Source organism: Pseudomonas sp. S06B 330 (assembly GCF_002845275.2).
Lineage (GTDB): Bacteria > Pseudomonadota > Gammaproteobacteria > Pseudomonadales > Pseudomonadaceae > Aquipseudomonas.
In genome coordinates this window covers 2,219,588-2,235,392 of the sequence record NZ_CP088149.1, presented here as the reverse complement: position 1 = coordinate 2,235,392, position 15,805 = coordinate 2,219,588, and the positions used below count along the sequence as shown (strand labels likewise).

Here is a 15,805-nt window from a genome sequence, read left to right as displayed (position 1 = left end):
CCATGTACCCGGTCATGAATTCGGCGAGCAAGGTCAACGGCATTCTCTTCGCGGGGGTATTGGCGGGGATGTTCGTCTACTCGCTGCCGCCGGTGTTCAGCTTCGCCAAAAGCCAGAGCGACGCCTGGAACCTGTTCGTCGACGGCAAATTGCTGCGCAAGTTCGAGCAGGTCTACGACAAGCGTTTCTTCCTGCGTGAGCCGTCGGTTGAGCTGTGGGCCAACGCCCAGTACCGGTTGTTCGATGAAGGCACCAAAGGTGTGGTGCTGGGCAAGGACGGCTGGCTGTTCACCAACCAGGAATACCGCGTACCGAACAACCTGCAAGCCAACCTTGAGGGCCAGTTGGCGCAGATTGCCGAGGTCGAACAGAAGCTCAAGGCGCACAACAAGCGCCTGATCCTGCTGCCGCTGCCGATGAAGGTGGATGTTTATGCTGCCCACGCTGAACGCGCGGTCGATCCACGGGCGATCAGCCTCTACGACCGCTTCGTTGCCGGCTTGCAGGCCAAGCAGATCGAGGTCACGCCACTGCGCTCGGCGTTCTTGAGCAACCTTGCCGGCCCCGAGCTGTTTCTCAAGTCCGATACCCACTGGAGCCCCGAAGGCGCGCGCCTGAGCGCCAATGAGCTGGCCCGCCAGCGCCCGGACCTGGTCGGTGATGAGCGCTATGTGTCGACCAAGGTCGCGGAGAAAAGCGTCAAGGGCGACCTGATGAACTACATCCAGTTCAACCACGCGCAACTGGCGCCGCAGTTTGGCCCGAGCCAGATCGCCGTGTACGAAACCCTCAAGGCCGAACAGAGCGCTGACGCGCTGTTCGCCGATGAGCAACAGAGCCTGGTGCTGGTCGGCACCAGCTACAGCAAGATCGACGACTGGAACTTCACCGGCTTTCTCAAAGAGGCCCTCAACCGCGACCTGCTCAGCGTCGCCGTGGAGGCCCGCGGCCCGTTCGAGGCCATGAGCCAGTTCCTGGCCAGCGACGACCTGAACAACCCGCAGATCGACACCGTGGTCTGGGAATTCCCCCTGCGCACCCTGCTCGCCCACCGCCTTGGTTCGCTGAGCCGACCTGGCCAGACCCAACATTTCTGAGACTTTCAAGGAGATCACCATGAACCGTTCGCTCAAGTGCCTGCTCACCGCCAGCGCCCTGCTGCTGATCAGCAACCCGGGCATCGCCGCCGAAGGCAATGCTGACCTGTACGACGCCGTGGCCCCGGCCGATTCGGCGTTCGTGCGGGTGCTCAACCTGTCCGACAGCAACATCGACGTGACCTTGAGCGGCAAGGTCAACCCGCAGCGGGTCGCCGCCGGGCAACTCAGCGGCTACCGCTTCACCCCGGCCGGCAGCCACAAGATCGCCGTCGGTAACAAGGCGATCGAACCTCAACTCAAGGCCAATGCCGCCAGCACCGTGGTGTATGACGGCAGCAGGCTGACCTTGATTGCCGACAAGTACGTCAACGAGCCGAAAAAAGCCCAGATTGCGTTCTATAACCTGACCCCGGCCAAGGTCGCGCTGAAAACCGTCGATGGTAAAAGTGTGGTGGTCGACACCCTCGGCCAGGACCAGACCGGCAGCCGCATGGTCAATGAAATCAAGATTGGCTTTGCCGCCTATGACGACCAGCAGAAAGTCGCCCAATTCGACGAACTGTTCCTCAAGAAAGGCCGCTCCTACAGCTACGTGTTGCTGCCGCAGGGCGCCGGCTATCGCAGCATGAGCCTGGCCAACAGCATCGACCCGAGCGAGTGAGTGGCACCATGAAGAGCCTATTCGCCCTTGGCCTCGCCGCCGCAGGTGCGCTGTTCAGCGTGCAAGGCGCGGCCGCCCAGACCCCTGACCAGGCCACCTGCAAGGGCCTGGAATGCCTGATCTGCCCTGGCTTGAGCAACCCCGAGCACTACGCCGAGGGGCGGATGAAACTGATGCGCGAGATCGTCCCGGGCAAGGACCGCTGGCTGTTTCGCTCGGCGGTCGACCTGACCAACGACTTCGGCATCCCAGCGCCCATGCGCCCGGAGTTTGCCCGGTTGATGGACACCTTCCATCGTCAGGGCATTCAGGTGGCCATGGCCATCCAGCCCACCCGTGGCCTGATGCACCGTGACAAGCTGTACGCCGACAAGCTGCACGGCTTCGACTACAGTCGGGCCAGCGGTAACCTGAGCAGCTACCTGCAACAGTTGCGCAATGGTGGTGCGATTGTCGCGCCGATGATGCAGCTAGTGCAGACGCCGCCCAAGGGCGAGTTCTTCTTTCGCCGCGATCACCACTGGACCCCGGTCGGTGCTGAAGCCACCGCCCGCCTGGTGGCCGAGGAAGTTCGCAAACAGCCCTTCTATGCCGCGCTGGATAAAAAGCAGTACCGCACCGAACCGGGGGTGATGGTGCCCAAGGACGGTACCCTGAACCTGGCGCTGAGCTACATCTGTGGCAACAACTACGGGTTCCAGTACGTGCGCGGCTTCCAGACCATCCCCGAGGACCAGGGTGCCGAAGCCTTGTTCGATGACGCGCCGGACCCGCAGGTGATTCTGGTCGGCGACAGTAACGCCGCCGCCCGTGAAGACGAGAGCAAGCAGTTCAACTTCGACGGCTACCTCAAGCAGTACCTGGACGTCGACATCCTCAACTATGCGCTGCCCGGCGTTGGCCAGGATGGCTCGTTGCTAGAGTACCTGCTGTCGGAGAACTACAAAGCCAAGGCACCACCCAAGCTGATTATCTGGGAGCTGCCGGCCAACTATCAGCTGGAGTCCGAGCTGATGTACCGCCAGTTGATTCCGGCGATCAAGGGAGGTTGCCCGGTGTCCACCGAAGTCATGGCCAATCGCTTGCAGCGGCCGGCGTTGAAGGTCAACGAGCGTATTGAACTGCTCAGTAACGCCGGTGAAGCACGCAAGGCGGTCAATGGTGGCTTCCTCGATATCCGTATCAGCGACAAGAACGTCAAGGATTTCTACGTGATCGTCTATTACGACAACGGTGCCCGCGACAAGGTCTGGTTCCGCCGCGAGGCGGTGGTCACCGGGGGGCAGTACTACCTGGAACTGAGCCGCGCCAAGGAATTCGCCGGGGCTAACCTGCTCTCGGTGTTCATGGAGCCGACCAAGCCCGGCAGCGCGGCGACCCAGGTGGAAACCCGACTATGCCTGTAAAGACCTGGAGCGCCCTGGCCCTGGGCCTGTGCGCCAGCCTGCAGTTGAGTCAGAGCCTGGCGGCCAGTTCGATCTGGCCGCCACGGGCCACCGCGCAGTCGGCGATGATCGCCGACTACCGCACCCTGCAATGCAGTAAAGCGCCACCGCCGCCGTATACCGGCAGCCTGCAGATGCAGAGCAAGTACGACCAGCGCGATGCGAGCAAATCGACCCTGCGCAGCAGCCCCGATGCCGACAGCGAAAAGATCGGCAAGCAGGTCAAGCAGTTCATTGGCGGCTTGATCTATGCCAGCAAGCGCTTTCAGCGGGCAAAAACGCCGCAGGAAGCGAACATGGCCCTGGCCTGCCAGGACCAGTGGCTGCAGCATTGGGCGCAGGCTCAAGCCCTGCTCAACCCGGACGCCAGCAGCACCGGCATGGCAGCGCGCAAGTGGGCGGTGGCGGCGATGGCCTCAACCGTGCTGATGACCCAGGCCGCCAGCGACGGCAAGCTGCAACTGACGCCGCAACAGCGCCAGTGGTTCAGCCAACTGGGCGAACGCATCATTGCCGAATACCAGCCGCGCCGTAACGCCGGATTTGCCTGGTTCAACAACCATGATTACTGGGCGGCCTGGGCCGTGGCCGCGACCGGTATGCTGATTCAGCGCGACGACTTCATCCAGTGGGCCGACGGCAACCTGCGCCGCGGCTTGCAACAAGCGGTCAAGGCCAGCGATGGCAGCTACGCCTACCTGCCGCTGGAAGTTGCCCGCGGCAAGCTGGCCGCCACTTACAGCCAGTACGCCCTGGTACCGCTGGTGTTGCTGGCCGAGTCGGCGCGGGTCAATGGCCTGCCCTGGAGCGCCGACGACCAGCAAACCCTGGACCTGCTGGCCAACTTTGCCGCACGCAGCATCCTCGACCCCGACGAGTTGCCCGAGCTCAAAGGCAAGTCGCAGACCTCGGTTGCCCCGTACAAGCTGGCTTGGCTGATCCCCTTCCTGCAGCGTGCGCCCGACAACCGCCTGGCGCGCCAGTTGTATGACAGTGAAGACGGCGACGTCGACAACTACAGCCAGATTGGCGGCCCGCTCAAGCCGCTGTACCCCACATTGCCGTAACCCAAGGACGAATCGCCATGGCCCTGCGCCCTCTTCCCCTTTGCCTTGCTGCCCTGCTGTACGTAGGCACCCTCCAGGCCGCCAGCCAAAGCCTGCCGCTGCAACAGTCGCTGAGCGTGATTAGCACCAGCGAGCACCAGGCGCAGCTGCAGCAGCTGCACCAACACGCCCTTGAGGCGGTGCAACTGCAGGTCAAGGAACGCCCGCGTCCGGCCGGGCACGCCCGTGTCAGCCTGCAACCGATGTTCTCGGCGCAGACCGGCAGCTGGCCATTCGAGCCGTTCGTCAACAATGGTCTGTTCCGCGCCATTGCTGGCTACCAGGCCCACCACCCGCAGGTGGTAGAAATTCGTGGCGGCAGCATCACCCTGGCGCAATTGCACACGGCCCTGAACAACCCACGGATCCTCAAGCCCTACAAGGACGGCTACCTGCTCAGCTATCCGCTGATGATCGGCAGCGATGGCGGCCTGGTGCTCGAAGGCACCAGCCTGTACCTGTACACCTTCTCCGGCACCGCGCTGATCAACCAGGGCTGGCTGGGCCTGAACCAGTCCCGCCTGGAAAGCGTCGCTGGCGACAAGCCGAGCAGCACTGACCGTGCCTGGCGCCCCTTCGTGGTGGCCTGGGCGGGTAGCCATACGCAGGTAATTGGCTCGACATTCGAACGCCTGGGCTACAACGCCAACCTCTCGCGCGGCCTGACCACCGCACTGAGCAGCCAACAGGCGGCGAGTACGGCCAAGGCCACGTTGATCGTGCGCAACAGCCAGTTCAACGCGCTGTCCAGCGCGGTGGAGCTGCAGCACAGCCAGGCGCAGATCAACGACAGCCGCTTCGAGCAGTCCCAGCAGTACGCCCTTGATGTGCGCGACAGCCAGGTCAACCTGGTCAACAACCAACTGCGCGGCATCGACAACAACAGCGGCATCCGCCTGCGCGGGCAAACCGTGGCGCGGGTCGAACGTAACCTGATCCTCGGCGCGCACAAGGCTGCCATCGAAATCAGTGACCAGCGTGGCGCCCTGCTGCTCAGCGCCAACCTGATTGGCGACAGCCGTGGCAACGGCCTGCAACTGCGCAACCTGGCGCCGACGGCTCAGGCACCGCTGCTGATCGAGGACAACCTGATCGGCAACAGCCAGGGCAGCGCCGTGGATGCCAGCGAAGTCAGTGGCGCGACGCTGGTCAACAACCGCATCGGCAATACCCCGGAATATGCCATCAGCCTGCGCAATGCCGCGCCGCTGGCAGGCCCCTTGACGCTCAGTGGCAACACCCTGGGCAAGGCTGGCAAAGCGGTGGTGCGGATCGAAGGTTTACAGCAGGTGGTGCTGGGGCCCAATCGCTTCGAAGGCAAGCCGCTGCTGCAAAACCTGCTGATTGGCGATTTGCTCAGCGTGCAGGGGCCGTTGCTTGACGCGACCCAGCGCCAAGGCTGCGTGGTACGCGTGCAGCAGGTGGCACAGGCGGTTGCGCCGGGTTCCCTGCTGTGCCTGCAAAGCGCTAGCCAATAACCCGCTGCATACGCACGAAGCACTCATCCTCACCCATTGCTTCGAATCCCCGGCGTCGGTACAAGGCCTGCGCCGGGTTGCTTTTGAACACCGTCAGGCGCAGCAACGGCAGACGCCGTTCGTCAGCCCAAGCGGCGAGCAGTTCCAGCACCTTACTACCTACCCCCCGCCCCCGTTCGCTCTCAAGCAAATGCAGCTCGCGGATGTACAGAGCCTGACGGTCCTGACTGAGGCTGCAAAAGCCCAGAACCTTGTCGTCTTCGACCACCAGCCATTGTTCGCGCCAGTGCCAGGCCTGGTCGAAGGCTTCTTCGATCCACAGCAGGTCGAACTCATGGTAATAACGCATCATCGCCCGGCGGGTCAGGTCGCGGGCGAAGGCGCAGTGTTGGTCGGTGGCGGGGGTAAGCTGTATGGGCATAGGTTTCTACATTGTGGCCTCAATGGATGCGTAGCCGCTGCCGCCAGGCTGCGATCGGGCGTGAAACGGCCGTCATTCAGGGCCAGCACGGTGGCTGGATGGCGACTGCTGCGCAGTCGATCGCAGCCTGACGGCAGCGGCTACAGGTAGCACACCGGCGAACTCATCGGCCCTTGGCGCTCCAGTTCATCTTCCAGCCACTGGGCCAGCACCAGGGCATTGTTGTGCACGGTGTCTTTGCCGGCATAGAGCAAGGTCAGGTCACCCTTGCCAGCCAACTCCAGCAACTTCCACCAATGCCCAGGCTGCGCGGTCAGTTCCTGTCGGTAGCGCTGAGCAAAACCGGCAAAGTCCACCTCGCCTTTATGAAAGGCCTGACGCAAGGCGGTCGACGGTGCCACTTCTGGCAACCACAACGCCTGCAGCTGGTCCTTGCGCGTGTTACGCGGCCACAGGCGGTCAACCAGCACGCGCTGACCATCCTCGGCCTCAAGGGGATCATAGACACGCTTGCAGCGAATCATCCGCACATCTCCGGCTTTTCTACTAGCCTAGTTCTTTCATTGACTAGGATCAGGTCGAAATTCGCGTGTTTTTTTTATCCTAACCGTCTGAGGTAACGTAACCCGGAGTCATCATGACTACCCCGACGCTGGCCAGCGATTCATCGCCGGCCGCATCTGATCCACGGCCGCGCCTGCACAACAAGCCCGGTCGCAGTACCCTGATCCTGTTCTTCGGCCTGCTCTTGGCCGGGCTGTTGTTTACGGCCTGGAGCCTGGTGCACGACATCGATGCCAGCGGCACGGTCGTCACCACCTGGACCCCCTTTCTGTTGCTCGGGTTGGCGCTGGTGATTGCCTTGGGCTTCGAGTTCGTCAACGGCTTTCACGATACCGCCAACGCCGTCGCGACGGTGATCTATACCCATTCGCTGCCGGCCTCGGTGGCCGTGGTCTGGTCCGGATTTTTCAATTTTCTCGGCGTACTGCTGTCCAGCGGCGCGGTCGCCTTCGGCATTATTGCCCTGCTACCCGTGGAGCTAATGCTCAAGGTCGGCTCTTCAGCCGGGTTTGCCATGGTTTTCGCCCTGCTGCTGTCGGCGATCATCTGGAACCTGGGTACCTGGTGGCTGGGCCTGCCGGCCTCCTCTTCACACACCCTGATCGGCTCGATCATCGGCGTCGGTGTGGCCAACGCCTTGATGCATGGCCGCGATGGCACCAGCGGCGTCGACTGGGCCCAGGCCAGTAAAGTGGGCTATTCGCTGCTGTTGTCACCGCTGGTGGGATTCGCCTGCGCTGCGCTGTTGCTGCTGGCTCTGCGCCATCTGGTCAAACGCCGAGAACTGTACCAAGCGCCGGTCGGCAATACGCCACCGCCGTGGTGGATTCGCGGTGTGCTGATCCTGACCTGCACTGGGGTGTCCTTCGCCCACGGCTCCAATGATGGCCAGAAAGGCATGGGCCTGATCATGTTGATCCTGGTGGGCACCTTGCCCATGGCCTATGCCCTGAACCGGACCATGCCCGCCGAGCAATCGCTGCAGTTTGCCGCCGTGGCCGAAGCGACCCAGCACGCCTTGCAACGCGGCGCCCCGCAATTGTTGAGCAAAGACCCTAGAACAACCCTGACCGAATTTATCCGCCAGCCCCAGGCCACGCCAGAACTGGTGCCGGCCCTGGCCGCCCTGACCGGCGCCATCGGTGCTGAAGTCGCAGGCTATGGCTCGTTGAACCGGGTGCCCGCCGAGGCCATGGCCAACGTGCGCAACGACATGTACCTGACCAGCGAAACCATTCGCTTGATCGACAAGCACCAATTGGTCGAATTCAATGCCGATGCCCGCGCCCATGTGCAACTGTTCAAGCACCAGCTAGACGACGCTACCCGCTACATTCCGCTGTGGGTCAAGATCTCCGTGGCCATCGCCCTTGGCCTGGGCACCATGGTGGGTTGGCGGCGCATCGTCGTCACCGTCGGTGAAAAGATCGGCAAGACCCACCTGACCTACGCCCAGGGTGCCTCAGCTGAGCTGGTGGCAATGTGCACCATCGGGGTCGCGGATATGTATGGCCTGCCGGTCTCGACTACCCACGTGCTCTCCTCGGGGGTAGCCGGGACCATGGTAGCCAATGGCTCTGGCTTGCAGATGAAGACCATTTTCAACCTGCTGATGGCCTGGGTGCTGACCTTGCCCGCGGCGATCATGCTGTCAGGTGGGTTGTACTGGGTGTTGCGCCACGTTTTCTAACGGCGCAGCGCCCCCTAGAAGGCGAAGCAGGAACAGCCCAAGGCGCCCCAGAAGCCTTGAAAATCACTGACCGGCACCGCCGACTGACGCGCCTGCTGATGCTCATGGGCATGCACCGCGCAGGCCCCCACGCATTGGTGGACCTGCGCCGCAAGTGGCGCGCCCTGACGCCAATGCCCAGGTACTTTGGCCACCGGTGACCAGTCGGGCAACACTGGCAACAGCGGCGGATCGAAACGGGAAAACTCGCTTGCAGCATAGACGATTTTGCCATCGACCACCGTCAGCACCGACTCCAGGGCCTTGATCGCCTCAACGTCGACGCTGAAATAGTCCGCGCTCAATGCAGTAAGGTCGGCCAACTGCCCCACCTTGATCTGGCCTTTCTTCCCCTGCTCGCTGGAGAACCAGGCGCTGCCATGGGTAAACAGTGACAACGCGGTGTCACGATCCAGCCCTTGCGGATACAACGCCAAGCCACCGACCGTACGGCCGCTGACCAGCCAGTACAGGGAGGTCCAGGGGTTGTAACTGGAGACCCGCGTTGCGTCGGTACCGGCACCTACCGGAATGCCTTCACCGAGCATGCGCTTGATCGGCGGTGTGTGCTGGGCGGCCTTGGCGCCGTAGCGCTCGACAAAGTACTCACCCTGAAACGCCATGCGGTCCTGAATGGCAATACCGCCGCCCAACGCCCGTACCCGTTCGATGTTCTTCGGGCTGATGGTCTCGGCGTGATCAAAGAACCAGGGCAATCCGTTGAAGGGAATGTCACGGTTGACCTTCTCGAACACATCGAGCATCCGCGAAATCGACTCATCGTAGGTGGCATGCAGGCGAAACGGCCAGCGCTGCTCCACCAGATGGCGCACCACCGGTTCCAGATCACCTTCCATGCCGCCTGCTAGGTCCGGCCGTGGCTCGAGAAAGCCTTCGAAATCGGCAGCCGAAAACACCAGCATCTCCCCGGCGCCGTTGTGCCGCAGGAAATCGTCGCCCTGGCCGTACTTGACCGTGGACGTCCAGTTGCGAAAGTCGGCCAGCTCTTCCTTGGGTTTCTGGGTAAACAAGTTGTAGGCAATACGCACCGTCAGTTGCTTGGCCTTGGCCAGTTGCTCGATCACCGCATAGTCATCGGGATAGTTCTGGTAGCCGCCCCCGGCGTCGATGGCGCTGGTCAGGCCCAGGCGGTTGAGCTCGCGCATGAACTGGCGGGTGGAGTTGACTTGATACTCCAAGGGCAGTTTCGGGCCCTTGGCCAACGTCGAATAGAGAATCATCGCGTTGGGCCGGGCGATCAGCATGCCGGTGGGGTTGCCATTGGCATCGCGCTGGATCTCGCCACCCGGCGGGTTAGGTGTATTGCGGTCATAGCCGACCACCCGCAACGCTGCCCGATTGAGCAAGGCTCGGTCATACAAGTGGAGAACGAACACCGGGGTGTCGGGTGCCGCCTGGTTGAGTTCGTCGAGGGTGGGCAGGCGGCGTTCGGCAAACTGGAATTCGTTCCAACCACCGACCACCCGCACCCACTGCGGTGCAGGCGTGCGCAGCGCCTGTTCCTTGAGCATGCGCAAGGCGTCAGCGAGCGACGGCACACCCTCCCAGCGCAACTCCAGGTTGTAGTTCAGGCCGCCGCGGATCAGGTGCAGGTGCGAGTCATTGAGCCCGGGGATCACCGTGCGTCGTTGCAGGTCGATGACTTGCGTGTCGGGGCCACGCATCACCATGACCTGCGCATCGTCGCCGACCAGCACAAAACGCCCCTCGCGGATCGCCACAGCGGTGGCCTGCGGCTGCTCGCGGTCTACCGTGTGCAGGCGGCCGTTATGCAAAATCAACTCAGCGGGGACAATACCCTGAGTGCCCTTAAGGATGGCTCCGGCTGCCAAGGGGGCGGCCGAGTACATCGCCCCGGCGGCACCCAATACGGAACTGGCGGCGATAAAGCGGCGACGGCTTTCCTGGTCTTCGTTCATGGCGGCTCCCTTGGTGCGGAATAAAGCGGCAGCGGCAAAAAGCTAAACGATAGACCAGTCTTGCCAGCACACCCGCTAGCGGCGACGAAACAGCGGGCGCGGCTCGATCACCGAACGCCCATACAACACACTCATCCCCGCCAGCCCCTTCAGTGCGTCCTCGGTGCATTTGTCTTCGCGCACCGCAAAGCTGTCGAAACCGCATTGGCGCATATGGCTGAGTTGATCGCGCAGCACATCACCAATGGCGCGCAACTCACCCTGCCAGCCGAGCCGGGTCCGTAACAGGTAGGCCTGGCTGTAGCCGCGGCCATCGCGAAAACTGGGGAAATCAATGGCGATCAGCGGTACATGAGGCAGCCACGGCTGCAACGCTTCAACCTCGTCATCCGGCCCCAGCCACAGACCATCACGACCATTGGGCTGCGCCAGCCAGGTGTTGAGCGGCACAATCCGCAAGCCCTCAGGCAAGGCTGTTTCCGGGTCGCGCAGCAGTTGCCAGGGATCTTCGCTCAGCCGTTGCGCCTGACCGTTGCGCAAGGCGATCACATTACGCATATCAGCTCCTCGGGGCGCTTGGCATACACCCGCTCCTTGAACGGCTCCAGGCCAACGCGGCGCACGGTGTCGACAAAGGGCTCGTCCAGCTCGCGATAGGCGCAGTAGGTGGCGATGATCTGCTCGATGACACTCGGAATTTCGGCGGCGCTGAAGGACGGGCCGATGACTTTACCCAAGGTACTGTGCTTGCCCTGCGCGCCCCCCAGGGTCACCTGGTACCACTCACTACCGTTCTTATCGACGCCAAGGATGCCGATGTTGCCGATGTGATGATGGCCACAGGCATTGATGCAACCGGAGATGTTCAGGCTCAGTTCGCCGAGGTCATGCAGGTAGTCCAGGTCCTCGAAACAGCGCTGGATCGACTGGGCAATGGGGATCGACTTGGCGTTGGCCAGGGCGCAGAAATCGCCGCCGGGGCAGGCGATGATGTCAGTCAGCAAACCAATGTTGGCGGTACCCAGGTCGCGCTCGCAGGCCAGGCGCCACAACGCGTGCAGGTCCTGCTTGCGCACGTCTGGAAGGATCAGGTTCTGTTCATGGGCAATACGGATTTCGCCGAAGCCAAACTGCTCGGACCAATCCGCTACCGCCTCCATCTGCGCGGCGGTCAGGTCGCCCGGTGGCGACGCGGCGCCAGGCTTGGTCGACAGCACCACGCTGGCATAGCCAGGGACCTTGTGCGCTTTGACGCAGCATGACACCCAGCGCGCGAAGGCGTGATCCTGGGCCAGGTGGGTTTCGTATTTCAGCTCACTGTCGACCACGCTGGCGTAAGGTGGCGGTTCAAAGGCAGCTGCCACGCGCTGGAACTCATCTTCGGTGAGCTGCGCCGGGCCGTCCTTGATGTGTTGCCACTCCTGCTCCACTTCCTGCGCGAAGGCCTCGATACCCAAGGCTTTGACCAGGATCTTGATCCGCGCCTTGTACTTGTTGTCGCGTCGACCGTGGCGATTGTAGACACGCAGGATCGCCTCAACATACGACAGCAGGTGCTGCCAGGGCAGGCCTTCGCGGATCTGCAGGCCGAGAATCGGCGTGCGTCCCAACCCACCGCCCACCATGACCCGCAGGCACATCTGCCCCTGCTGGTCGCGGTACAGGTACAGGCCGATGTCATGCATCATAATCGCCGCACGGTCATCCACGGCCGAGCAGATGGCGATCTTGAACTTGCGTGGCAGAAACAGGAATTCCGGGTTAATGGTCGACCACTGACGCAGGATTTCGGCCAGCGGCCGTGGGTCGAGCAGCTCATCGGCGGCGACCCCGGCGAAGGCTTCGGTGGTGATGTTGCGCACACAGTTGCCGGAGGTCTGGATGGCGTGCATCTCGACCTCGGCCAGGCGTTGGAGAATGTCGGGCACCTGGGCCAGCTCGATCCAGTTGAATTGAATGTTCTGGCGGGTAGTGAAATGGCCATAGCCGCGATCGTAGTCGCGGGCGATCTGCGCCAGGGTGCGCATCTGGCGGGCGCCGAGGGTGCCATAGGGAATCGCCACGCGCAGCATATAGGCGTGCTTTTGCAGGTACAGACCGTTTTGCAGACGCAGGGGCAGGAACTCTTCTTCACTCAGCTCGCCGCCCATGAAACGCTGCACCTGATCGCGAAACTGCGCCACGCGCTCGAACACCAGCGCACGGTCATACTCGTCATACTGATACATGGTTCGGACCTCATCACGGAGGCCGTTACTATGGCGCTGGGGTGTACTGGGTTACAGATTCAGGTTTGGGGGATTTATACGGATCAGATGGCGATGGGCCGACGCGATACAACGCTGCAACCCCCTGTACAACTGCCGTCATCCAGACACCTTGATTGCCTGGATGACGGCCGCTGAGTCAGGTGCTACGCATCGACGACATCGTTGGAGTGGCCGCAGCGCCCGAGGGCGATGCAGGTGCATGCACGCCTTCAGCCATGCCATGACACGCGACAAAATCCTCCTTACGCAACACCACCAAAGCGATCAGCGACACAATCCCGGTGCCGATGTAGAAGTACCACGGCGAAGAAATATCCCCGGTCTGCTGAATCAACCAGGTCGAAATCAACGGCGCGCTGCCGCCAAACACCGCCACAGGAATGTTGTAAGCCACCGCAATCCCCGTGGAGCGAATTCGCGTAGGCAACAGTTCACTCATGGTTGCGTAGGTAGACGAGGCATACAGCCCGAAAAAAATCGCCACCGCCATCAACGGCCAGAAGAATGACGCCGGCGTGGCCGTGGGCGCAGCCTTGAAGAACCAGAACATCGCCAGCGTCGCCAACACACCTACCACCATCAAGAACGGTTTACGCCCGTACTTGTCGGTGAACATGCCGCCAAACGGCATGACGAACGCCGCTGACAGGCTGGCAATGAACACGTAGAGCAAGGTGGTGCCACTGTCGAACTTGAGGATCCGCGACATGTAGGTGGAAGCGAAGGTCAGCACCAGGTAGAAGATCGAGCTGTGCAGGGTGATGATGAAGAACACCAGGGTGATCGCCCGCTTCCACTGCCAGACTTCCCGCAGCGGCGCCTTGGAGGTTTCGCCGGCTTTCTGCAGGGCGAGAAACTCCGGGCTGTCTTCGAGCTTGAGACGGATGTACATCGAGATCAGCCCCATGGGCCCGGCCACCAGGAAGGGAATGCGCCAGCCCCAGGCCTGCATCAGGTCGGCGCCGAGCATCCAGGTCATGCCATTGGCGACCACGCCGCCGAGCACCAGCCCCAGTACGGCGGTAACCATCAGCCAGCAGGTGGAAAAACCCCGCCGTCCAGGCCCGGCGTATTCGGAAATAAAGCTGGTGATGGTGCCGATCTCACCGCCGGCAGAGAAACCCTGCACACAACGAATCAGCACCAACAAGATCGGCGCGGCAATGCCGATGGAGGCATAGGTGGGCAGCAAACCCAACAGGCAGGTAGAGCCCGCCATCATCACCAGCACGGTGATCAAGGTTTTGCGCCGGCCGATCTTGTCGGCCAACGGCCCAAAGAACAACCCGCCCAAGGGCCGGATGAAAAAGCTCAGGGCGAAGGCGGCAAAGCTGCTGAGCAAACTGGTGGTCGGGTCGTCGGAGACGAAGAACGCTTGGCCGATGTACACCGCCAGAAAGCCATAGACGCCATAGTCATACCATTCGATCAGATGCCCTGAAGTGGCGCCAATAAAGGCGCGCCGCCGTTGCCGGGCCGGGTTGTGCTGATGCGTTGCCATAGAGGTATTCCTGTCTTGTTCTTATTGATGGAAAACAGTCCCGGGGGCGCCCCTCACGGGGCAACAACAGTGTCGGCAGCCTCCTGCAGCCTTTGACGCAGTGTGGTTTTGAGCACCTTGCCGTAGCTGTTCTTCGGCAGCTCGTCGAGGAACAGGTACTTCTTCGGTTTTTTGAACGAGGCCATGCGCTCGATGAACCAGGCGGTGAGCGAACGCTCATCCAATGGCTGGTTATCACGGGTAACCACAAAAGCCACCACTGACTCGCCCCACTCCGCGTCCGCTTCGCCGACCACGCACACCTCGAACACCTGCGGGTGCAGCGCCAGCACCTCTTCCACCTCGCGCGGGTACACGTTGCTACCGCCGGAGATGATCACGTCCTTGCAGCGATCGGTGAGGGTCAGATAGCCCTGATCGTCGAGGTAACCGATATCACCCGTCAGTAACCAGCCATCGACCAACGCCTCACGGGTTGCGGCTTCATTGCGCCAGTAGCCATGCATCACCGTCGGCCCGCGCACGGCGATCTGGCCCGGCTGCCCTGCGGCTAGCGGGCACAGTTGCGCGTCGAGCACGCGAAGCTGCACGCAGGAATGCGCCAGCCCCACCGACGAAACGATACGTGCCCAGTCTGGGCGCTGACGATCGGCGATCAACTCGCGGGGCAACGCGCTGATGGTCATTGGGCTCTCACCCTGGCCGTAGATCTGCACCAGGCGCGGGCCGAAGGTACTGACGGCGGCCTGCAGGTCGGCCAGGTACATCGGCGCACCACCGTAGACGATGGTTTTGAGGCCTTCACCGGCATAGCCCGACAGCCGTGCCTGCTCGACCATGCGCTTGACCATGGTTGGCGCGGCAAACAACGTCACATCGCCCAACTGGGTGGCCAGTTCGAACAGCTCATCAGCATTGAAACCACGCGACTGCGGCAGCACATGCCGAGCACCACAACGCACATGAATAAAGTTGTACAGCCCGGCGCCATGGGACATCGGCGCGGCATACACCACGGCGTCCTTGGCGCTGACCGCATCGACATCCAGCGGATAACACAGCGACATGGCCACCAGGTTGCCGTGGGACAGCATCACCCCCTTGGAGCGCCCGGTGGTGCCGGAGGTGTAAAACAGCCAGGCCAGATGATCAGCCTTGCACAGGTAAGGTGTGGTTTGATGATCGCCTGCGCCCTCCACCTCCCGTCCACGCCCGGCCAACTCGCGGCAGTTCAGGGCCAGCTCGCCTGGCGCAAACACCTGACCGTCATCGGTAAAGATCACTCGCGCCTGAGCGTTATCGACAATCCAGCCGGCCTCACTGCGGTGCAGCTTACAGTTGATCGGTACCGCTACGGCACCGATCCACCACACCGCATACATCAACTCCAGGTACTCGCAGCAGTTTTTCATGAACAGCGCCACGCGATCCCCCGGCTCGACCCCGTGTTCGTGCACCAGTTCATGTGCCAAGCCACGCACGTTGGCGGCGAAACCTTGGTAGTCGGCAACCTGTCGAGTCCCCTCGAACAACGCCGGGCGCTGCGGCCAGCGCTGGGCGGCAGCGTGCAGCCAATTGGCAATATTCACC

At 62.2% G+C, this 15,805-nt stretch carries 13 protein-coding genes; 6 read left to right on the top strand and 7 right to left on the bottom strand.

From position 1 onward, the window contains the following. Nucleotides 1–2 precede the first annotated feature (2 nt). The 5 genes from CX511_RS10145 to CX511_RS10125 are packed head-to-tail and all read left to right on the top strand — an operon-like array spanning nt 3 to nt 5,790. Nucleotides 3–1,097, top strand: a complete 1,095-nt coding sequence (locus tag CX511_RS10145; protein ID WP_101292890.1) for an alginate O-acetyltransferase — start codon at nt 3–5, stop codon at nt 1,095–1,097. Between the two features lie 19 nt (nt 1,098–1,116). Next, nucleotides 1,117–1,761 carry an alginate O-acetyltransferase AlgF gene (locus tag CX511_RS10140; RefSeq protein ID WP_045184118.1) on the top strand — a complete coding sequence of 215 codons (645 nt, stop codon included), beginning with the start codon at nt 1,117–1,119 and terminating at the stop codon, nt 1,759–1,761. Nucleotides 1,762–1,769: 8 nt separating this feature from the next. After that, nucleotides 1,770–3,167, top strand: a complete 1,398-nt coding sequence (locus CX511_RS10135) for an alginate O-acetyltransferase AlgX-related protein (protein ID WP_101292889.1) — start codon at nt 1,770–1,772, stop codon at nt 3,165–3,167. After that, the gene (locus CX511_RS10130; RefSeq protein WP_045184123.1) at nt 3,158–4,273 is read left to right on the top strand and encodes a polysaccharide lyase; all 1,116 of its coding nucleotides are present in this window, start codon (nt 3,158–3,160) and stop codon (nt 4,271–4,273) included. Before CX511_RS10135 ends, CX511_RS10130 begins: the two co-directional genes overlap by 10 nt. 17 nt (nt 4,274–4,290) lie before the next feature. Then, on the top strand, nt 4,291–5,790 hold the full coding sequence (locus tag CX511_RS10125) for a right-handed parallel beta-helix repeat-containing protein (protein WP_101292888.1): 1,500 nt from the start codon (nt 4,291–4,293) through the stop codon (nt 5,788–5,790). On the opposite strand, the gene CX511_RS10120 is transcribed toward CX511_RS10125, so the two are convergent. Next, entirely contained in the window at nt 5,780–6,211 is a 432-nt protein-coding gene (locus CX511_RS10120; protein ID WP_101292887.1) for a GNAT family N-acetyltransferase, read from the bottom strand. The genes CX511_RS10125 and CX511_RS10120 overlap by 11 nt on opposite strands. Before the next feature lie 140 nt (nt 6,212–6,351). Beyond that, nucleotides 6,352–6,735 carry a DUF488 domain-containing protein gene (locus CX511_RS10115; RefSeq protein WP_045184131.1) on the bottom strand — a complete coding sequence of 128 codons (384 nt, stop codon included), beginning with the start codon at nt 6,733–6,735 and terminating at the stop codon, nt 6,352–6,354. Between the two features lie 113 nt (nt 6,736–6,848). On the opposite strand from CX511_RS10115, the gene CX511_RS10110 reads away from it, so the two are divergent. Continuing rightward, entirely contained in the window at nt 6,849–8,465 is a 1,617-nt protein-coding gene (locus CX511_RS10110; RefSeq protein WP_101292886.1) for an inorganic phosphate transporter, read from the top strand. Between the two features lie 14 nt (nt 8,466–8,479). Here the strand turns inward: CX511_RS10110 and CX511_RS10105 are convergent, their stop codons facing one another. The 5 genes from CX511_RS10105 to CX511_RS10085 form a co-directional block, all read right to left on the bottom strand. Further along, complete coding sequence (locus CX511_RS10105; protein WP_101292885.1) at nt 8,480–10,444, bottom strand: amidohydrolase; 1,965 nt, start codon at nt 10,442–10,444, stop codon at nt 8,480–8,482. Between the two features lie 75 nt (nt 10,445–10,519). Continuing rightward, complete coding sequence (locus tag CX511_RS10100; RefSeq protein ID WP_101292884.1) at nt 10,520–11,002, bottom strand: DUF934 domain-containing protein; 483 nt, start codon at nt 11,000–11,002, stop codon at nt 10,520–10,522. After that, the gene (gene nirA, locus CX511_RS10095; protein ID WP_045184144.1) at nt 10,990–12,672 is read right to left on the bottom strand and encodes a nitrite reductase NirA; all 1,683 of its coding nucleotides are present in this window, start codon (nt 12,670–12,672) and stop codon (nt 10,990–10,992) included. Before nirA ends, CX511_RS10100 begins: the two co-directional genes overlap by 13 nt. A gap of 178 nt (nt 12,673–12,850) precedes the next feature. Then, nucleotides 12,851–14,215 carry an MFS transporter gene (locus tag CX511_RS10090; RefSeq protein WP_045184146.1) on the bottom strand — a complete coding sequence of 455 codons (1,365 nt, stop codon included), beginning with the start codon at nt 14,213–14,215 and terminating at the stop codon, nt 12,851–12,853. A 53-nt stretch (nt 14,216–14,268) separates the two neighbouring features. Beyond that, on the bottom strand, nt 14,269–15,804 hold the full coding sequence (locus tag CX511_RS10085) for a class I adenylate-forming enzyme family protein (RefSeq protein ID WP_101292883.1): 1,536 nt from the start codon (nt 15,802–15,804) through the stop codon (nt 14,269–14,271). Nucleotide 15,805 lies beyond the last annotated feature (1 nt).